The following is a 17,521-nucleotide window of genomic DNA, read 5'->3' on the forward strand; positions in this document are numbered from 1 at the left end:
GTAACCTTCAGGGTTTCGACGACAAGTCCGCCATGCCCTTGAGCAACTCGATCGGCAGTGGAAAGACGATGGTCGAGCTCTTGTCGCCGGCAATCGAACTCAGGGTCTGCATGTAGCGCAGCTGCATGGCCCCCGGTTGGCGACCCAGCATTTCGGCGGCCTGCATGAGCTTTTCCGAGGCCTGCAATTCGCCTTCGGCGTGGATCACCTTGGCTCGCCGTTCCCGTTCGGCTTCGGCCTGCTTGGCGATGGCGCGGATCATCGATTCGTTGAGGTCCACGTGTTTGATCTCGACGTTGGCAACCTTGATGCCCCAGGCGTCGGTCTGGGCGTCGAGCACTTGCTGGATGTCCAGATTCAAGCGTTCGCGTTCGGCCAGCAGTTCGTCCAGTTCGTGTTTGCCCAGCACCGCCCGCAGCGTGGTTTGCGCCAATTGACTGGTGGCGGCCAGGAAATCCTCGACCTGGATGATTGCCTTCTGCGGATCGAGTACACGGAAATACAGCACCGCGTTGACCTTGACCGACACGTTGTCGCGGGTGATCACGTCTTGCGGCGGCACGTCCAGCACCACGGTGCGCAAATCGACCCTGACCATTTGCTGGACCACCGGAATCAGCAGGATCAGGCCAGGGCCCTTGACCTGCCAGAAGCGCCCGAGCTGGAACACCACCCCGCGCTCGTATTCGCGCAGGATGCGGAACGTCGACCCCGCCAGTGCGATGATCAACAATAGCAGCGCGACAAGACCCAATTGCAAACCCATGACTATTCTCCGCCCGGCGCCGCGTCAGCCGCGGCCACTTGCAGCAGCAAGCCCTTGCGCCCCACCACCCGCACCTGTTGCCCGGGTTGCAGCGGCGTCGCGCTGAGCACTTGCCATCGTTCTCCTTGCAGATGAACCCAGCCGCCATAGGCGTTGCCGAGCTGCACTGACGTGACCGGCGTTTCGCTGCCGACCAGCCCGGCATCACCGCTGACGGTGTGGCGCGGTCGGGTCTTCAGGGCGTGAAACACCAGGTAGATCAGCAACAGTGCGCTGACCAGTCCCAGGCCGATCATCAACGGCACGGGCACTTCGGTATTGGACAGGATCACCGCACCGATCACGAACATCACGATGCCGCCCAGGCCGATTACGCCGTAATTGGGCAGGGCCGCCTCAGCGATCAGGAACGCGAGGCCGAAGGTGATCAGCCAGATCCCGATGGGGTTGGGCACCAGCAACACAACCGTGTCGGCGGCGCAGGCCGGTCCGCTCAACGCCAACAGCAACGCAACTGCACAGCAACGCGTGTTCACTTGACCCTCCGGGAGAGTCGTGGAGTGGCTCTGAATACAGTTTAGTTGAGCCTTGGCCGGTATGAATTTTGCTCAACTGCCGTCGACATCCGATGGGCAGATTTCCCGCCGGATCGCGCTGACGGGCCTAGACTTTTACTACGCAAGCAAAACTTTAACCATCGTCCGCCAGCGATCATGGCGGACACCGAGGTGCATCATGCGAATGGCAAGAACCGTGCAGCGAAGCCTGGAAAAGGCTCAATGCGAATATGACATCGTCAGCCACCCACACTCGGCCAGCAGCCTCGAAACGGCACGGGTCGCAGGTATTCCTGCCGAACGGGTGGCCAAATCGGTGATCCTCGACGATCACCATGGGCATTACCTGATGGCCGTGCTGCCCGCCAGCCGTCACCTGGACCTGAGCAAAGTCCGCAGCAGCGGTGAGTGGCAGGTTTCCCGCGAAAGCAACCTGGCGCACCTTTTCGATGATTGCGAACGCGGTGCCGTACCGGCGCTGGGTGAGTCCTATGGGTTGGAGGTGGTGATCGATCCGATGCTGACCCGGCAGAAAGACATCTATCTGGAGGCCGGCAACCACGTCAATCTGGTGCGCATGGACATGCCCGAGTTTCTGAAAATGGTGCCGCATGCCGAGGTGCGGGAGTTGAGTCATTAGGTCTGCAGTGTCTTCGCTGCCGTCATCGTCGGAACGCCGCCCGGAGCAGGCTCGCTCCCACAGGGAGAACGAATTTTCCTGTGGGAGCGAGCCTGCTCGCGATGACCGTGCAGCGGTCCCTAAATTGGTTCATCGGAGTTCGTCATGGAAAACCCAACCCACAACCTTCCATCCCTGTTCAAGCAACTTGGCCTGCCGGACGATGCCGAAAGCATTGATAAATTCATCGCCACCCATTCACCGCTCAAACCGGAGCTGCACCTTGCGGATGCATTTTTCTGGAGCCCGAGTCAGGCGGATCTTCTGCGAGAGGAGATACTCGATGACGCGGATTGGGCCGAAGTAGTTGATCAGCTGGATGTGCTGTTGAGGAAGGGGCGAGGGGTGTAGAAAACTGATAGGCGGTGCTCAACCTAGGTTGCTCTGACTACAATAATTGACCAGAATTAAGACCTTATTTGAGGTCTTAATTATGCAAAGTGTTTTGGCTGATATGGCTGTCAGCGTGTCTGAACTAAAGAAAAACCCCTCTGCCGTTTTGAATGGCGCCCATGGAGGGCCCGTCGCAGTGCTCAATCACAATCGCGTCATGGGTTACATGGTCCCTGCCGATGTGTTCGAAGCCATGATGGAACGCCTGGATGATTTGGAGTTGGCGGAAATCGTGCGTTCTCGTCGTCATGAAACGCCGATCCCGGTAACGCTGGATGACTTATAAGCTCGAATTTCTGCCTTCTGCACGTAAAGAATGGGACAAGCTGGGACACACGTTGCGTGAGCAATTCAAAAAGAAGTTGGCAGAGCGGCTCGAAATGCCTCGAATCCCTTCCGACTCACTCCATGGCATGCCCGACTGCTACAAAATCAAGTTGAAGTCATCGGGATATCGACTCGTCTACGAGGTGATAGATGAGCGCGTCGTCGTTTCTGTCGTTGCAGTAGGAAAGCGCGAACGCAGTGAAGTGTATGAGCGTGCCAAGAAACGTTGATGGCTCTCGGCAGGTCACTGTTACGTATTTGTTTCAAAACTTGACGGAAAATTCCCTCCAATGCAATATTGATAGTTAGCAAGCTAACAGTGTGTGTTTTCCCTCGTGCCGAATAACCTCGACGTTCTCCAGATGAACATCAGCAGTGCCATGGTGGTGGCCGCCAGGCATTGGCGCAAAATCTGCCAGACTACGCTGGCCAACTATGGAATCTCCGAAGCCTGCGCCGTTCCGCTGTTGATGATCGGGCGTCTGGGCGAGGGTGTGCGCCAGGTGACGGTGGCCCAGGCAGCAGGGATGGAGAGCCCGTCGCTGGTGCGACTGCTCGATCAGTTGTGCCATGGCGGCTACGTCTGCCGCACCGAAGATGCACAGGACCGCCGCGCCAAATGCCTGAGCCTGACCGAAACCGGTCGGGAGCTGGTGCAGGCGGTCGAAGTGGAGCTGGTGCGCTTGCGCCACGAAGTCCTTGAAGGCATTGACCAGAGTGATCTGGAGGCTACGCTGCGGGTACTGAGAGCTTTTGAAGCGGCCACGCCGCCATCGGTGGCCAACTCTTGAACGGATTCTTCTCTGGCATGCCCCCGGCGCGGGACTGGTTCTACGGAGTCCGAACCTTCGCCGCATCGATGATCGCGCTGTACATCGCCCTGCTCATGCAAATGCCGCGTCCGTACTGGGCGATGGCCACGGTGTACATCGTTTCCAGTCCGTTTCTCGGCCCTACCAGTTCCAAGGCGTTGTACCGGGCGATCGGCACCTTTATCGGCGCTGCGGCGGCGGTTTTGTTCGTGCCAATGTTCGTGCAGAGCCCTTACGTGCTGGTGGTGGTGATTGCGCTGTGGACCGGGACGCTGTTGTTTCTGTCCCTGCATTTGCGCACGGCCAACAACTACGCCTTGATGCTCGCCGGTTACACCTTGCCGTTGATCGCCCTGCCGGTGGTGAACAACCCGCTGGGGGTGTGGGACGTCGCCGAAGCGCGGACCGAAGAAATCTTTCTCGGCATCGCCGTGGCGGCGGTGGTCGGTGCCATGTTCTGGCCCCGGCGCCTGGCGCCGGTGTTCAATGATTCGGTGAGCAAGTGGTTTGCCGATGCATCGACCTACAGCCTGCGCTTCCTCAGCCGCAACGTGCAGCCTGAAGAAGTCAGCGCGTTGCGGGCATCGATGGTCGCCACGTTCAACTCCCTGGAGTTGATGATCGGTCAGTTGCCCCACGAAGGCTCGCGTCCGCAGACAGTGCGCAATACCAAGGAATTGCGCGGACGGATGATTCACCTGTTGCCAGTGATCGATGCCCTCGACGACGCGCTTTACGCCCTGGAACGGCGCACCCCCGAGCTTGTGGACAAGTTCGCACCCTTGCTGGCCGCCACCACCGAATGGCTCGAGCACAAGGATGCCGATCTCGACCGCTGGCAAGCCCTGAAGGATCAACTTGAGGCCCTGCAACCTGCTCCCGAAGCGCTGGATGACCGCAAGCAACTGCTGTTCTCCAACGCCATTTACCGTCTCGGCGAGTGGATCGATTTATGGCAGGACTGCCGCAGCCTGCAATACGCCATCCAGTGCGAAAGCCAGGATAGCTGGCGCGCGGTGTATCGGCACTGGCGGTTGGGACGGCTGTCCCCGTTCCTGGATCGTGGCCTGATGTTTTATTCCGCCGCGTCGACCGTTACGGCAATCATTGTCGCCTCGGTATTGTGGATTCTGCTCGGCTGGACCGATGGCGGCAGCGCAGTGATCCTGGCGGCGGTGGCGTGCAGTTTCTTTGCCTCGATGGACGACCCGGCGCCGCAGATTTACCGGTTCTTTTTCTGGACGGCGATGTCGGTGGTGTTCGCCAGCCTTTATCTGTTTCTGGTGCTGCCCAACCTGCATGACTTTCCGATGCTGGTGCTGGCGTTTGCCGTGCCGTTCATTTGCGTCGGCACCCTGACCGTCAAGCCGCAGTTTTACCTGGGCATGCTGCTGACCCTGGTCAACACCTCGTCCTTCATCAGTATTCAGGGCGCTTACGACGCGGATTTCCTCAGTTTTGCCAACTCCAACCTGGCCGGCCCCATGGGGTTGCTGTTCGCGTTCATCTGGACCCTGATCGCCCGGCCGTTCGGTGCCGAACTGGCAGCCAAGCGCCTGACCCGTTTCAGCTGGCGTGACATCGTCAGCCTCTCCGAGCCGGCCACGTTGTCTGAGCATCGGCTTCTGGGCATACGGATGCTCGATCGGCTGATGCAGCATCTGCCGCGCCTGGCCATGACCGGCCAGGACTCCGGCGTGGCGCTGCGGGAAGTGCGGGTGGCGCTGAATCTGTTGGACCTGCTCGCTTATACCCCGCGGGTCCTCGGTGTGCCGCAGGTACTGCTGCGTCAGGTAGTGGCCGAGGTTGGCGAGTACTTCAAGGCCTGCCTCAAGGCCGGTGAACGCTTGCAGGCACCGAGCCCGTTGCTGATGACCCTCGACCGCACGCGTCGCGCCCTCAGCGGTGCCAGCGATGATGAAACCCGTCGGCATCTGCTGCACGCCCTGAGCGGCCTGCGTCTGGCACTGTTGCCCGGCGTCGAATTCGTCGGTTCCGCCGAGCCCGAAGAACCGCTTCCCCATGGCATTGATGGAGCACCTCTATGATCGGTGACCTGGATCTGAGCGGGGTGTTCCTGCCCACGCTGCTGGTGCTGATGGGCATTACGTATGTGTTGTACCTGTTGGTGCACGGGGTGCTGACGCGCCTGCACTTTTACCGTCTGGTCTGGCACCGGGCATTGTTCAACGTGGCCCTCTACGCCTTGCTGCTTGGCGCCGTGGACTCACTCAGTCGATACCTGATGACATGAAAAAACCGTTTCTAACCCTGGGTCGCGTGGTGTTGACCCTGTTGATCGTGAGCTTCGCCGTTGTCGTGGTCTGGCGCATGGTGATGTATTACATGTTCGCGCCCTGGACCCGCGACGGGCACATCCGTGCCGACATCGTGCAAATTGCGCCGGATGTCTCCGGGCTGATCCAGCAAGTGGAGGTGCGCGACAACCAGTTGGTCAAGCGCGGCCAGGTGCTGTTCAGCATCGATCCGGACCGCTTCAAGCTGGCCCTGCGCCAGGCGAAAGCGGCAGTCGCCGACCGCGAAGAAACCCTGGCCCAAGCCCAGCGCGAGGCCAAGCGGAACAAGGGCCTGGGCAACCTGGTGCCGGGTGAACAACTGGAAGAAAGCCAGTCGAAAGTGGCCCGCGCCCAAGTGGCCTTGATGGAAGCCCAGGTGGCGGTGGACAGCGCGCAGCTCAACCTCGACCGCTCGGTGATCCGCAGCCCGGTGGACGGCTACGTCAACGACCGCGCGCCACGGGCCCAGGAGTTCGTCAGCGCCGGGCGTCCGGTGTTGTCGGTGGTCGACAGCAACTCGTTCCATATCGATGGTTATTTCGAAGAAACCAAACTGAACGGCATCCATATCGGGCAAAGCGTCGACATCCGGGTGATCGGCGACAATGCGCGCCTGCGCGGGCATGTGGAGAGCATCGTCGCCGGTATCGAAGACCGCGACCGCACCAGTGGCAACAACCTGCTGCCCAACGTCAACCCGGCGTTCAGCTGGGTGCGGCTGGCCCAGCGGATTCCAGTGCGCATCGCCTTCGATGACGTGCCGGAAGATTTCCGCATGATCGCCGGGCGCACCGCCACGGTATCGATCATCGACGATCAAAAGCGGGAGCTGGCGCAATGAGCAAGGCCTCGGGTTTGGCGGTCGCCGGGTTAGGCTTGCTGCTGTCGGCGTGTCAGATGGTCGGGCCGGATTATCATTTGCCTGAAGCGGCGGCTGTCCATCGTCCAGACTTCCAGGGCGATCTGGCGGTCGACGGTAAAACGGTGGTTTCCGCACCGGTGCCGGCCGATTGGTGGCGCCTGTACAAGGATCCACGACTCGACCAATTGGTGCAGCAGGCCATGGCCTCCAACACCGATTTGCGCGTGGCGGCGGCCAGTCTGTCCCGCTCTCGCGCTCAGGTCGACGAGGCGGAAGCGGCGGGCGGCTGGAGCGGCGGCGTACAGATGGGCGCCCAGCGCTTGCAGGAGTCCGGCCAGGCCTTCCTGCTGCCGGAAAAAGTGCCGGTGGCCAACATCGGCGATATTGGCATTAGCGCGTCGTACCAGTTCGACCTGTTCGGCACCTTGCAACGCGGTATCGAAGCGGCCAAGGCCAATGCCGATGCGACGCAGGCCGCCGCCGATACTGCACGCATCACCGTGGTGGCCGATGTGGTTCGCGCCTACACCCAAGTGTGCGCGGCCAATGAAGAACGGGAAATCGCCCAGCATTCCCTCGACCTGCAAGCCCAGAGCACCACGCTGATCCAGCGCCTGCGCGATGCCGGACGTGGCGATGAAACCCAGGTCACCCGCTCGCAAACCCAATTCAAATCCCTGCGCGCCGACATGCCGCGCTATGAAGCCGCACGTCAGGCCGGGCTGTATCGCTTGTCGATGTTGCTGGCCAAGCCGGTGGACCAACTGCCGGCCGGCACCGCCACCTGCGACGAGCTGCCGGAAATCGCGCAATTGATTCCGGTGGGCGATGGCGCCGCGTTGCTCAAGCGTCGTCCCGATGTGCGGCAGGCCGAGCGTCGGCTGGCGGCCTCGACGGCCGGTATTGGCGTCGCCACGGGCGAGCTGTACCCGAACATCAGCATCGGCGCGACCATCGGTACCGTCGGTATCCTGGACGATCTCGGCGACCCGTCTACCAACCGCTGGGGATTCGGTCCGTCGCTGACCTGGAACGTGCCGACCAACGGCGCCCGGGCGCGCATCCGCGAAGCCGAAGCGGTGACCCAGGCGACCCTGGCGCATTTCGACGGGGTGGTGCTCAACGCCATTCGCGAGACCCAGACCGGCCTCGCCCAGTACACGGCATTGCTGCAGCGCCGCGATGCACTGGCCGATGCCGAGCAATCGGCAAAACTGGCGGCCGACCAGACCCACCGCTTCTTCCAGGCCGGCCGCGACTCGTTCCTGGCCGACCTGCAAGCCACCCGCACCTACATCGACGTGACGGCGCAACTGGCCGCTGCGAACACCCAGGTTGCCGCAAGCCAGATCGATTTGTTCCTCGCCTTGGGCGGCGGTTGGGAAAGCGGACGAACGCAAGCGTCGAACTCCGGCAAACCCTGAGGCCGTTGCTATGCTTTGTAGTGTTGGAGGGTCGCCCCGTGCAAAGCGCCCTTTCTTCGCACAAGGCTCGCGCAGGTCAGGGGGAACCAATAATGAAAAACCCTTACGCTCTCGGCTTCTGGTGCGCCATCGTGGCGTTGGTGCTGCTGTCGGCCACCTATTTCTACGGCATCATGCTGGCCCACCAGATCGACAAGGCTCTGGCGTTCCTCGACAGTGCCGCCGCGCTGATTGCCGTGATGTCCATTGCGGTGGTGGCCTGGGCCTCGGTCCAGAATCAACGCATCAAAAAAAGACAACTCGAACAAGGCAAGACCCTGGTCCTGATCTGGGACACCAAGGTGGCGCTGCGTCGTGTCGAAACGGTGTTCGACCGCTATTTCTGGGGCAGTTACTGGCAACCGGGGCGCACCTTTCAGGAAGTCATGGGCGAATTGACCGGCACGCCGCTGGAAAAAAGCCTCGAGAGCCTGAAAAAACAATGCCTGGCGCTGGACCGGCAAGTGGCAGACGACGGTCGGCACTGGCTCAGCAATGCCCGGGAACTGGCCGATGTCGCCACGGCCATGGCCCGCGAACGCTATCAACTGGACGTCTGCGATCCGCGCGCGGAAGTGACTGGCGGGGCGGTGATCAACCGCGACTTCGAAGTGCTGGTGTACACCTGGACTGCGCGGCTCAAAAGCTTTGATCATCAACTGGATGAGATCGAGGTTCAGTATTCCTGATTCTGTGTTGGCRGGACAGACGCCTTCGCGAGCAAGTCCGCTCCCACAGGAGTAAGTATTCCAATGTGGGAGCGGGCTTGCCCGCGAAGGCGATTGTATAGGCGCAAAGAATCCCCAGCCCCAGTGAGCCCCCCCCAAAGACACTCTTTCACCCTTAATCATTGAGCCGTTCGTCGCGCCCGGTGCTAATCTGCATTTCACTTTCAGCGCAGTCGAGCCGCAACCCGTCATGGGTTCAGGGAAGACGACCTCACTTTTAACAACGGACATGAACGGGGCATACATGAATAAATCAGCAGGCGTGCTACTGGGGATTGTTGTTGCAATCGGTGTCATCAGCGCAGGCGGAGCCTGGTTCACCGGCAGCAAAATCGAAGGTGTGTTGAACACCTCGATTGCCAATGCCAACAAGGAATTGCAGGCGGCGATGGTCGGCTCCAACGGCACCGCGTCGCTGGAACTGGTGTCGCTGGAACGTCATGTATTCAGCAGCACCGCACACTATCGCCTCAAGGGCGAAGGTGAAATGTTCGGCGAAACGCCGGTCGAATTGCTGTTTGTCGATCACATCGAACACGGCCCGTTGCCGTTCTCGCGGCTGATGTCGCTCAAGTGGCTGCCGGTCTTGGCGACCAGTCACTACGAACTGGAAAAGACCCCGTCCACCGAGAAGTGGTTCGCCGCCGCCAAGGACAAGTCCCCGCTGACCGGCGTGGTCAATATCGGCTATGACAACGCTACCAATGCCACCTTCGAGTTGCAGCCGCTGGAAATGGCCCTGGATGACAAGTCGAGCATGAAGTTCTCCGGCTTGAGCATCGACGTCGACGCCAGTGCCCAGGCGCAGAAGGTCAAGGCCAACGGCTACATGGACAGCCTGAAGGTGACCACCGTTTCCGAGGACCAGGCACCGGTGCAGGTTGAATTGAGCGGCCTGACCCTGGCCAGCAACCTGACAAAAAGTACCTACGGTTTCTACACCGGCGAAAACGTTCTTGAGCTGGCCAGTGGCAAATCGACCTTCGGCGTCAAGCAGTCGGTGCTGGACTTCAAGAAATTCGAGATGAAAAACCTGACCGAAGAAAAGGGCAGCAACGCCTCCGGACGTGCCGATTACAAGGTCGGCGAAGTGTCCCTGAACGGCAAGGCCATTGGTTCCGGTGCGCTGGCCATGAGCCTGAAGAACCTCGACATTCCAGCCACCCTGTCGTTGATGCAGGTTTACCAGAGCAAACTGCAGCCATATGAAAGGGCGGCAGCGGAAGCGACGGCGGCCGGGCTGCCGGCGCCGGAGCTGAAACTGACCGAAGCCGAAGAAGCACTGCTCAAGTCCAGCCTGGAAAAACTGCTGGCGGCTGGTCCGCAGGTGGCCCTGGAAAACCTGTCGTTCAACACCGCTAACGGTGAGAGCCGCGCCAATATGGTGCTCGACCTGACCAAGCCACAAGCCATCGATCTGCCGACCGATCAGTTGGTCAGGCAGCTGATCGCGCTGCTCGACTTCAAGCTGCAAGTGTCCAAAGCCATGCTGGTCGATGTGCTTACCGTGCAATCGCAAATCGCCGGTCAGACCGATGCCAAGCTGATTGCCGACCAGGCCACCGCCACCGCAGACATGTTCAGCAGCATGGCAGTCGGCAGCCAACTGGCAAAACTGGACGGCAATAACATCGTCACCAACTTGCATTACGCCAACAATCAGGTGGACTTCAACGGCCAGAAAATGACCGTCGAAGAGTTTGCCGGTTTTGTGATGAGCAAGTTCGCAGATGCTGGTGCCACCGAATAACGGCGGCTGTTAACTCTGCAACGCCCGGCCTCTGCATCGCGCAGGCGCCGGGCGTTTTGCTGTCCGGCATCCCTAGGGAACGTCACGGATCAGGCGCCATGCCTCTTCCCAGGGCAACGATTGTTTCATCCGCTCGGCGAGCATCGCCATGGCCCGGTCCATCTCGCAGGCTACCGCTGCTGACACCACGCCGCTTTTTCCGAACAGGCCGATGAAGGGCGGATCGTAAGGGTCGCCCTTGAACTCGACTTCGTCCCAGGCCTCGGCGTGCCCGAGGTATTCGTAGGTTTTACCGAAATGCCAGGTCCAGAAAAACGGCACATCGAGATAATGCTCGTCACCGCCCAGCATATTGGCCGCAGCGATCCGCGCCTGCTGTTGGGCCAGTCGCCAGTGTTCGATGCGCAGGTGTTGGTTGTTCAGCGGGAACGTGGCGATATCGCCAGCCGCCCAAAGGCCGTCGGCCACGCGCATTGCGCCGTCGACACGCAGCGAGTGATCCCGCTCTTTCGGCAGCCCGGTGAAGGCAGCAGTGGCTGGCGTGACGCCGATGCCGACCAGCACCAGATCGGCCGGCAAGCGTTGGCCGTTGTCCAGGCGCACGGCTTCGACCTTGTCCGTCCCTTCGATCTGTACCGCATTGCCCTGGGTATGAAAAACGACGCCATTGGCTTCATGTCGTGCGCGAATGGCCTTGCCGACCGTGTCACCGAACTGTTTGGCAAACGGCACGTCGTGGCGGGCCAGCACGGTCACATTCAGGCCAAGCTGGCGCAGGGACGAGGCGGACTCCATGGCAATGAAACTGTCGCCGATGATCACCACCCGCTGGCCGGCGCTGGCGCTGTCCAGAATCTGTTGCGCATGGGCTTTGGAGCGTAAGACGAACACTTGCGGCAGGTCGGCGCCGGGCAGCGTCAGCGGGTTGGGCACGCCGCCGGTGGCCAGCAGCGCGGCGTCGTATGTCAGTGATTGGCCGTCAGTCAGTTGCAACGTCCGGTTTGGCGCATCCAGGCTTGCCACTTCGCCTCGCAGGCGCTCGATCCGCTGCTCGCGGTAAAAATCCTCGTCGCGCAGGGGCGGGACTTCGTCCAGCGGCATCTCCCCGGCGATCACGTATTTGCTCAGCGCGGTGCGGTCGTATCCGGCATCGGCTTCGCGGTCGATCAACAGTAACCGGCCGCCGAAACCTTTCTCGCGCAACGCCGCTGCCGCCGCCGTGCCTGCTGCGCCAGCGCCGACAATGATGAAAATTCGTGGATCGTCGGCCGGTGGCGGGTGGGCACCCGGCATCGGCTGGTCGCCGACCCAGATGTCGCCGTCGCGGACTTCGAGGGGATAGCGCTTGAGGCTGTCCAGGGCTGGCGGTTCACACAGCCCGCCATCCTCGATCCGAAACTGCGCCTTGTGCCACGGACAGGTCAGGCGCCCATGGCATATCGCCCCGTCCGCCAGCGGGGCTCCGGCATGCGGGCATTCGGCCTGATAAGCGCGCAGTTGTTCACCGGTCCGCAACAGCAGAATCTTGCTGTCCTGGACCTGCACTTCCAGACCCCGGTCTTCGGGCACATTGGCGACACGCGCAACACGATGCAGAGTCATGATTGCTCTCCAGACAGACGTTTCACTTATGAGTCTGGTGCTTATCGCGAGGTTCAGCCAATTCCCCCCTGCCACGGCGTGAACGGTCCGGCTATAGTTTGCACGCCGACGACGGCCCAACACGCACAAGGTGCTCCGGTATGCCCCGATTGACCTCAATGAACCCTTGGCTCGCGGCCTTGGCAGTCGCCCTTTGCGTGCAGTTTCCGGCGCAGGCCCAGGAGCGCTTCACCCTGAACATTCCGGGTGTCTCCGATGACCGTCTGTTCACGTCCGCCGCCGCCGGCGATTCCGCGGGCTGTGGCGGACATAACATTTCCCCGGCATTGAACTGGAACGCCGGCCCGGCAGCCACCCAAAGCTACGCCATCGTCATGCACGACCCTGACGGCCAGAAAGGCCAGGGCGTCGATAACTGGGTGCATTACGGCATCAAGGCCGGCACCCACCAGATTCCTGCCGGCGCCGGGAGCAAACCCGGCCTCGAGGGCGTCGGCGGTACCAACAGCAAGGCAACCACCGGCTACATCGGCCCTTGCCCGCCCGTTGGCGACAGCGCGCACCACTACATCATCCAGATCTACGCCCTGGACCTGCCCCCGGAAGCCTTGCCCGCCGGCCTGACCCGTGCGCAGCTGCTGGAAAAAATCAAAGGCCACGTCCTGAGAAACAGCAGTGTGGTACGGCGCTATCACCGCTAAAGGCTGATCACCCCAGCGGATTTGCAGGAAACTGACGTGCGCGGCATTCCGGGGATTTGGCATCCACCCCCGAAAGCGCGCACTATCAGGCTATAGCCGATGCGTTGGAGGATGCCGTGGCAAAAAAAATCGACCGCATCGCCCAAATGCTCAACTGCCCACAAAAGGGCGAGGAACTGCGGCGAGCAATTACCGAGAGTCGCAAGGATTTTCTGCTGAATCAGCCGGAAGAAGACATTGTTGAAGACGACGACCTTGAAGAGGAGTTTTTCGAGGACGACGAGGACGATGATGAGTACGACGAGTTCGACTGGACGACAGAATGAAAAAACCGCTTCGGCGGTTTTTTTGTGGGCCGGGACAGCACCGGTCGGAGACTCGTTGACCCTCATGCAGGGAATGGAACACTATAAGGTACTTTTTTTCGTACCTTTGGAGCCGTCATGGAGCAGCTACTTGCAAGCCGTTCGGTCAGTATCACGGAGCTCAAGCGCAGCCCGAGCACTGTAATCGAGCAAGCGGGTTCCGAGCCTGTTGCCGTGCTCAACCACAATCGCCCTGCCGCCTATCTTTTACCGCACGCGGCCTATCAACAGCTGCTGGATCGGCTGCAGGCTGCCGAACTTCGTGAAGCCATTGCGGCCAGCCGCAACGATCCGCGTCCGGCCATTGCTGCCGATACCGTGTTTGCCGAGCTTGATGCGCTGATTGATGAGGTAGCAGCCGAGCAAAGCCGTCCATGAGGCAATTGCTTTTCTCTGCATTGGCACGGGACGATCTGCTGCAAGTCGCTCGTTTTATCGCCCGAGACAACCCTGAACGAGCCCGGACGTTTGTGCGTGAGCTACGCACGCAGTGCACACGATTGATCGATCAACCGAATTTGGGTGTTCCAAGAGACGATTGCGCCAAGGGATTGCGAATGCTTGCCCATGGCCGATATCTGGTTTTCTACTGTCTGGTGGGCGACGAGATCAAGGTCGAACGTGTACTGCATAGTGCGAGAGACATCGCCCGGCTGTTTGAAAAAAACAGCATTGACCATTAGGCGCCAAGCCTTCAAACACCCACAAAAAAGCCCCAGACCCATAAGGCCTGAGGCTTTCTCGCTACAAAGTATGGTGCACCAGGCGGGATTCGAACCCACGACCCCTGCCTTCGGAGGGCAGTACTCTATCCAGCTGAGCTACTGGTGCAGCGGGCGCCATAATACGCATATGCGCTGCGGGCGTCCATGCTGCTGAATCGCCTGCGTTTTTATAAAGCTGTAACGCGCGTTTGCTACGTTGATCAGAAAAAATAGGCAAAAGCGTCGTTTTCGTTCTTTTTTTCGAACAGGCTATTGTCCTTTACCCCCTTTGATCCTAGGATTCGTTTGAGATTTCAAACGCTCTTGTCTGGGTGCTGAACCGCACGATTTGAATCAGTGCGCTATTTATGTGCTTCAGCCCGGTGAATGATTTCCCTGACGGCAGCCTATCGAGGCGCCTTTCTACAATCATAATTTGCTCCGCATTCGTTGCGGTGCTGTTAAGGAAAGCCGACATGCAGCTTAAAGACACCCAGTTGTTCCGCCAGCAAGCCTTCATCGATGGCGCGTGGGTTGATGCGGACAATGGTCAGACGATCAAGGTCAACAACCCGGCAACGGGCGAAATTCTGGGCACCGTGCCGAAAATGGGCGCTGCCGAAACCCGCCGTGCAATCGAAGCCGCTGACAAAGCGCTGCCGGCCTGGCGTGCACTGACCGCCAAAGAGCGTGCGACCAAGCTGCGTCGCTGGTTCGAGCTGATCATCGAGAACCAGGAAGACCTGGCTCGCCTGATGACTCTGGAGCAAGGCAAGCCATTGGCCGAAGCCAAGGGCGAAATCGTTTACGCCGCTTCCTTCATCGAGTGGTTCGCCGAAGAAGCCAAGCGCATCTACGGTGACGTGATTCCGGGCCACCAGCCAGACAAGCGCCTGATCGTGATCAAGCAGCCAATCGGCGTGACCGCTGCAATCACCCCGTGGAACTTCCCGGCTGCAATGATCACCCGTAAAGCCGGCCCGGCCCTGGCCGCCGGTTGCACCATGGTGCTCAAGCCTGCTTCGCAAACCCCTTTCTCCGCCTTCGCCCTGGCCGAACTGGCCCAGCGTGCCGGCATCCCGGCTGGCGTGTTCAGCGTTGTTTCCGGCAGCGCCGGCGACATCGGCAGCGAGCTGACCAGCAACCCGATCGTGCGCAAGCTGTCCTTCACCGGTTCGACCGAAATCGGTCGTCAACTGATGTCGGAATGCGCCAAGGACATCAAGAAAGTGTCCCTGGAACTGGGCGGCAACGCGCCGTTCATCGTGTTCGACGACGCGGACCTGGATAAGGCCGTCGAAGGCGCGATCATTTCCAAGTATCGCAACAACGGTCAGACCTGCGTCTGCGCCAACCGCCTGTACATTCAGGATTCGGTCTACGACGCGTTCGCCGAGAAGCTGAAAGTGGCTGTGGCCAAGCTCAAGATCGGTAACGGTCTGGAAGCAGGCACCACCACTGGCCCGCTGATCGACGAAAAAGCCGTAGCCAAGGTGCAAGAGCACATTGCCGACGCCGTTTCCAAAGGCGCCACCGTGCTGTCTGGCGGCAAGTCGATGGAAGGTAACTTCTTCGAGCCGACCATTCTGACCAACGTGCCGAATAACGCTGCCGTGGCCAAGGAAGAAACCTTCGGTCCATTGGCTCCACTGTTCCGCTTCAAAGACGAAGCCGATGTGATCGCGATGTCCAACGACACCGAGTTCGGTCTGGCCTCGTACTTCTATGCCCGCGACCTGGGTCGCGTATTCCGTGTGGCGGAAGCCCTGGAATACGGCATGGTCGGCGTCAACACCGGGTTGATCTCCAACGAAGTCGCGCCGTTCGGCGGTATCAAGGCCTCGGGCTTGGGCCGTGAAGGCTCCAAGTACGGCATCGAAGATTACCTGGAAATCAAATACCTCTGCCTGGGCATCTAAGCCCGGCACGGCATTGCTTCAAGCGCAAAGGGCACGAGAGCGCTGTCCCTTTGCGCCGCTTCAAACCGGAATTTTCTCGGTGGCCGGGAACGCTGTGGCAGTCGATCATCGCATGCTGCCGCCGTTGCTCCCCGTCGCTTTATCCTTGAACCACGCCGCCCGATGAGCGGTGAATGAGGAATGTATGAGCAAGACTAACGCTTCTTTGATGGCCCGCCGTACCGCTGCTGTTCCACGTGGTGTTGGCCAGATTCACCCGATCTTCGCCGAATCCGCGAAGAACGCGACCGTAACCGACGTTGAAGGTCGTGAGTTCATCGACTTTGCCGGCGGTATCGCCGTACTGAACACCGGCCACGTGCACCCGAAAATCATCGCCGCCGTGACCGAGCAGCTGAACAAGCTGACCCACACCTGCTTCCAGGTTCTGGCCTACGAGCCGTACGTGGAAGTGTGCGAAAAAATCAACGCCAAGGTCCCAGGTGATTTCGACAAAAAAACCCTGCTGGTGACCACCGGCTCCGAAGCCGTGGAAAACTCCATCAAGATCGCCCGTGCCGCCACTGGCCGTGCCGGCGTGATCGCGTTCACCGGCGCCTACCACGGTCGCACCATGATGACCCTGGGCCTGACCGGTAAAGTCGTGCCTTACTCGGCCGGCATGGGTCTGATGCCAGGCGGCATCTTCCGCGCGCTGTACCCGAACGAACTGCACGGTGTGAGCATCGACGATTCGATCGCTTCCATCGAACGCATCTTCAAGAACGACGCCGAGCCGAAAGACATCGCTGCGATCATCATCGAGCCGGTTCAGGGCGAAGGTGGTTTCTACGTCGCTCCGAAAGAATTCATGAAGCGTCTGCGTGCCCTGTGCGACCAGCACGGCATCCTGCTGATCGCTGACGAAGTACAGACTGGCGCTGGCCGTACCGGTACTTTCTTCGCCATGGAACAGATGGGCGTTGCTGCCGACCTGACCACCTTCGCCAAATCCATCGCTGGCGGCTTCCCGCTGGCCGGTGTGTGCGGCAAGGCCGAATACATGGACGCCATCGCTCCAGGCGGCCTGGGCGGAACCTACGCCGGTAGCCCGATCGCTTGCGCCGCGGCCCTGGCCGTGATGGAAGTGTTCGAAGAAGAGCACCTGCTGGATCGCTGCAAGGCTGTTGGCGAGCGTCTGGTAACCGGCCTGAAGGCCATCCAGGCCAAGTACCCGGTGATCGGTGAAGTCCGTGCCCTGGGCGCAATGATCGCTGTCGAGCTGTTCGAAAACGGCGACAGCCACAAGCCGAACGCCGCAGCCGTGGCGTCCGTTGTGGCCAAGGCTCGCGACAAGGGTCTGATCCTGCTGTCCTGCGGCACCTACGGCAACGTTCTGCGCGTCCTGGTACCGCTGACCTCGCCGGACGAGCAACTGGACAAAGGCCTGGCGATCATCGAAGAGTGCTTCTCCGAGCTCTGATCACCCAGTGTGACCTGATCCACAAAAAACCCGCTTCGGCGGGTTTTTTCATGTCCCTGGAAACACATCCCGCGCATTAGCGCTGTATCGAATGGCCAGCATTGGCTAAGGTTCCTGCATTGCCAGGGAGAGCT

General features: G+C 60.4%; 20 protein-coding genes and 1 tRNA gene. 17 read left to right on the forward strand and 4 right to left on the reverse strand.

Annotated elements, in window-relative coordinates; translation table 11 throughout:
• Positions 1 to 7 precede the first annotated feature (7 nt).
• Positions 8 to 766 carry a slipin family protein gene (locus AC1DVE_RS10385; protein WP_008049942.1) on the reverse strand — a complete coding sequence of 253 codons (759 nt, stop codon included), beginning with the start codon at positions 764 to 766 and terminating at the stop codon, positions 8 to 10.
• A gap of 2 nt (positions 767 to 768) precedes the next feature.
• Positions 769 to 1,302: an NfeD family protein gene (locus AC1DVE_RS10390; RefSeq protein ID WP_223461332.1), complete on the reverse strand. Its 534-nt coding sequence runs from the start codon at positions 1,300 to 1,302 to the stop codon at positions 769 to 771.
• A gap of 199 nt (positions 1,303 to 1,501) precedes the next feature.
• Between AC1DVE_RS10390 and AC1DVE_RS10395 the strand changes: the two genes are divergently transcribed.
• From AC1DVE_RS10395 to AC1DVE_RS10445, 11 genes are all read left to right on the forward strand, one after another.
• The gene (locus tag AC1DVE_RS10395; RefSeq protein ID WP_046040686.1) at positions 1,502 to 1,963 is read left to right on the forward strand and encodes an aminoacyl-tRNA deacylase; all 462 of its coding nucleotides are present in this window, start codon (positions 1,502 to 1,504) and stop codon (positions 1,961 to 1,963) included.
• A 144-nt stretch (positions 1,964 to 2,107) separates the two neighbouring features.
• The gene (locus AC1DVE_RS10400) at positions 2,108 to 2,353 is read left to right on the forward strand and encodes a DUF2789 domain-containing protein (RefSeq protein WP_223461330.1); all 246 of its coding nucleotides are present in this window, start codon (positions 2,108 to 2,110) and stop codon (positions 2,351 to 2,353) included.
• Positions 2,354 to 2,435: 82 nt separating this feature from the next.
• On the forward strand, positions 2,436 to 2,681 hold the full coding sequence (locus AC1DVE_RS10405) for a type II toxin-antitoxin system prevent-host-death family antitoxin (RefSeq protein ID WP_046040690.1): 246 nt from the start codon (positions 2,436 to 2,438) through the stop codon (positions 2,679 to 2,681).
• Positions 2,671 to 2,952 carry a type II toxin-antitoxin system RelE family toxin gene (locus AC1DVE_RS10410; protein ID WP_223461328.1) on the forward strand — a complete coding sequence of 94 codons (282 nt, stop codon included), beginning with the start codon at positions 2,671 to 2,673 and terminating at the stop codon, positions 2,950 to 2,952. The genes AC1DVE_RS10405 and AC1DVE_RS10410 overlap by 11 nt, the downstream gene beginning before the upstream one ends.
• Positions 2,953 to 3,084: 132 nt before the next feature.
• Positions 3,085 to 3,513: a MarR family winged helix-turn-helix transcriptional regulator gene (locus AC1DVE_RS10415; protein ID WP_046040691.1), complete on the forward strand. Its 429-nt coding sequence runs from the start codon at positions 3,085 to 3,087 to the stop codon at positions 3,511 to 3,513.
• A complete protein-coding gene (locus tag AC1DVE_RS10420; RefSeq protein WP_223461326.1) occupies positions 3,510 to 5,582 on the forward strand; it encodes an FUSC family protein in 2,073 nt (690 codons plus the stop codon). Before AC1DVE_RS10415 ends, AC1DVE_RS10420 begins: the two co-directional genes overlap by 4 nt.
• A complete protein-coding gene (locus AC1DVE_RS10425) occupies positions 5,579 to 5,788 on the forward strand; it encodes a DUF1656 domain-containing protein (protein WP_007987399.1) in 210 nt (69 codons plus the stop codon). The genes AC1DVE_RS10420 and AC1DVE_RS10425 overlap by 4 nt, the downstream gene beginning before the upstream one ends.
• Complete coding sequence (locus AC1DVE_RS10430) at positions 5,785 to 6,672, forward strand: efflux RND transporter periplasmic adaptor subunit (protein ID WP_223461324.1); 888 nt, start codon at positions 5,785 to 5,787, stop codon at positions 6,670 to 6,672. Before AC1DVE_RS10425 ends, AC1DVE_RS10430 begins: the two co-directional genes overlap by 4 nt.
• Entirely contained in the window at positions 6,669 to 8,117 is a 1,449-nt protein-coding gene (locus AC1DVE_RS10435) for an efflux transporter outer membrane subunit (RefSeq protein WP_223461322.1), read from the forward strand. Before AC1DVE_RS10430 ends, AC1DVE_RS10435 begins: the two co-directional genes overlap by 4 nt.
• 92 nt (positions 8,118 to 8,209) lie before the next feature.
• Positions 8,210 to 8,845 carry a hypothetical protein gene (locus AC1DVE_RS10440; protein WP_008049928.1) on the forward strand — a complete coding sequence of 212 codons (636 nt, stop codon included), beginning with the start codon at positions 8,210 to 8,212 and terminating at the stop codon, positions 8,843 to 8,845.
• A gap of 283 nt (positions 8,846 to 9,128) precedes the next feature.
• Positions 9,129 to 10,634, forward strand: coding sequence for a YdgA family protein (locus tag AC1DVE_RS10445; RefSeq protein ID WP_223457250.1), 1,506 nt, complete (start codon positions 9,129 to 9,131; stop codon positions 10,632 to 10,634).
• 72 nt (positions 10,635 to 10,706) lie between these two features.
• On the opposite strand, the gene AC1DVE_RS10450 is transcribed toward AC1DVE_RS10445, so the two are convergent.
• Entirely contained in the window at positions 10,707 to 12,236 is a 1,530-nt protein-coding gene (locus tag AC1DVE_RS10450) for an FAD-dependent oxidoreductase (RefSeq protein WP_223457252.1), read from the reverse strand.
• Between the two features lie 140 nt (positions 12,237 to 12,376).
• On the opposite strand from AC1DVE_RS10450, the gene AC1DVE_RS10455 reads away from it, so the two are divergent.
• The 4 genes from AC1DVE_RS10455 to AC1DVE_RS10470 all read left to right on the forward strand — a co-directional run bounded on the left by AC1DVE_RS10455 (position 12,377) and on the right by AC1DVE_RS10470 (position 13,985).
• Positions 12,377 to 12,937 carry a YbhB/YbcL family Raf kinase inhibitor-like protein gene (locus AC1DVE_RS10455; RefSeq protein WP_223533355.1) on the forward strand — a complete coding sequence of 187 codons (561 nt, stop codon included), beginning with the start codon at positions 12,377 to 12,379 and terminating at the stop codon, positions 12,935 to 12,937.
• A 56-nt stretch (positions 12,938 to 12,993) separates the two neighbouring features.
• Positions 12,994 to 13,263: a hypothetical protein gene (locus tag AC1DVE_RS10460; protein WP_223457256.1), complete on the forward strand. Its 270-nt coding sequence runs from the start codon at positions 12,994 to 12,996 to the stop codon at positions 13,261 to 13,263.
• Positions 13,264 to 13,380: 117 nt separating this feature from the next.
• Positions 13,381 to 13,680 (forward strand): type II toxin-antitoxin system prevent-host-death family antitoxin, encoded by a 300-nt coding sequence (locus AC1DVE_RS10465; protein WP_223457258.1) that lies wholly within the window; start codon positions 13,381 to 13,383, stop codon positions 13,678 to 13,680.
• The gene (locus tag AC1DVE_RS10470) at positions 13,677 to 13,985 is read left to right on the forward strand and encodes a type II toxin-antitoxin system RelE/ParE family toxin (protein WP_223457260.1); all 309 of its coding nucleotides are present in this window, start codon (positions 13,677 to 13,679) and stop codon (positions 13,983 to 13,985) included. The genes AC1DVE_RS10465 and AC1DVE_RS10470 overlap by 4 nt, the downstream gene beginning before the upstream one ends.
• Positions 13,986 to 14,056: 71 nt before the next feature.
• Here AC1DVE_RS10470 and AC1DVE_RS10475 read toward each other — a convergent pair.
• Positions 14,057 to 14,133: transfer RNA gene (locus AC1DVE_RS10475), tRNA-Arg, on the reverse strand.
• 349 nt (positions 14,134 to 14,482) lie between these two features.
• Between AC1DVE_RS10475 and gabD the strand changes: the two genes are divergently transcribed.
• Positions 14,483 to 15,925, forward strand: coding sequence for an NADP-dependent succinate-semialdehyde dehydrogenase (gene gabD, locus AC1DVE_RS10480; RefSeq protein WP_046040713.1), 1,443 nt, complete (start codon positions 14,483 to 14,485; stop codon positions 15,923 to 15,925).
• A 184-nt stretch (positions 15,926 to 16,109) separates the two neighbouring features.
• Positions 16,110 to 17,387 carry a 4-aminobutyrate--2-oxoglutarate transaminase gene (gene gabT / locus AC1DVE_RS10485; protein ID WP_223457262.1) on the forward strand — a complete coding sequence of 426 codons (1,278 nt, stop codon included), beginning with the start codon at positions 16,110 to 16,112 and terminating at the stop codon, positions 17,385 to 17,387.
• Positions 17,388 to 17,521 lie beyond the last annotated feature (134 nt).

Source organism: Pseudomonas sp. P4_B4, from assembly GCF_056402255.1.

Coding starts and splice junctions, on each gene's coding strand:
- AC1DVE_RS10470 (WP_223457260.1), top strand. CDS start 13,677: ATGAGGCAATTGCTTTTCTCTGCATTGGCACGGGACGATCTGCTGCAA.
- AC1DVE_RS10385 (WP_008049942.1), bottom strand. CDS start 766: ATGGGTTTGCAATTGGGTCTTGTCGCGCTGCTATTGTTGATCATCGCA.
- AC1DVE_RS10405 (WP_046040690.1), top strand. CDS start 2,436: ATGCAAAGTGTTTTGGCTGATATGGCTGTCAGCGTGTCTGAACTAAAG.
- AC1DVE_RS10410 (WP_223461328.1), top strand. CDS start 2,671: ATGACTTATAAGCTCGAATTTCTGCCTTCTGCACGTAAAGAATGGGAC.
- AC1DVE_RS10445 (WP_223457250.1), top strand. CDS start 9,129: ATGAATAAATCAGCAGGCGTGCTACTGGGGATTGTTGTTGCAATCGGT.
- AC1DVE_RS10425 (WP_007987399.1), top strand. CDS start 5,579: ATGATCGGTGACCTGGATCTGAGCGGGGTGTTCCTGCCCACGCTGCTG.
- gabD (WP_046040713.1), top strand. CDS start 14,483: ATGCAGCTTAAAGACACCCAGTTGTTCCGCCAGCAAGCCTTCATCGAT.
- AC1DVE_RS10440 (WP_008049928.1), top strand. CDS start 8,210: ATGAAAAACCCTTACGCTCTCGGCTTCTGGTGCGCCATCGTGGCGTTG.
- AC1DVE_RS10465 (WP_223457258.1), top strand. CDS start 13,381: ATGGAGCAGCTACTTGCAAGCCGTTCGGTCAGTATCACGGAGCTCAAG.
- AC1DVE_RS10435 (WP_223461322.1), top strand. CDS start 6,669: ATGAGCAAGGCCTCGGGTTTGGCGGTCGCCGGGTTAGGCTTGCTGCTG.
- gabT (WP_223457262.1), top strand. CDS start 16,110: ATGAGCAAGACTAACGCTTCTTTGATGGCCCGCCGTACCGCTGCTGTT.
- AC1DVE_RS10415 (WP_046040691.1), top strand. CDS start 3,085: ATGAACATCAGCAGTGCCATGGTGGTGGCCGCCAGGCATTGGCGCAAA.
- AC1DVE_RS10395 (WP_046040686.1), top strand. CDS start 1,502: ATGCGAATGGCAAGAACCGTGCAGCGAAGCCTGGAAAAGGCTCAATGC.
- AC1DVE_RS10400 (WP_223461330.1), top strand. CDS start 2,108: ATGGAAAACCCAACCCACAACCTTCCATCCCTGTTCAAGCAACTTGGC.
- AC1DVE_RS10450 (WP_223457252.1), bottom strand. CDS start 12,236: ATGACTCTGCATCGTGTTGCGCGTGTCGCCAATGTGCCCGAAGACCGG.
- AC1DVE_RS10430 (WP_223461324.1), top strand. CDS start 5,785: ATGAAAAAACCGTTTCTAACCCTGGGTCGCGTGGTGTTGACCCTGTTG.
- AC1DVE_RS10455 (WP_223533355.1), top strand. CDS start 12,377: ATGCCCCGATTGACCTCAATGAACCCTTGGCTCGCGGCCTTGGCAGTC.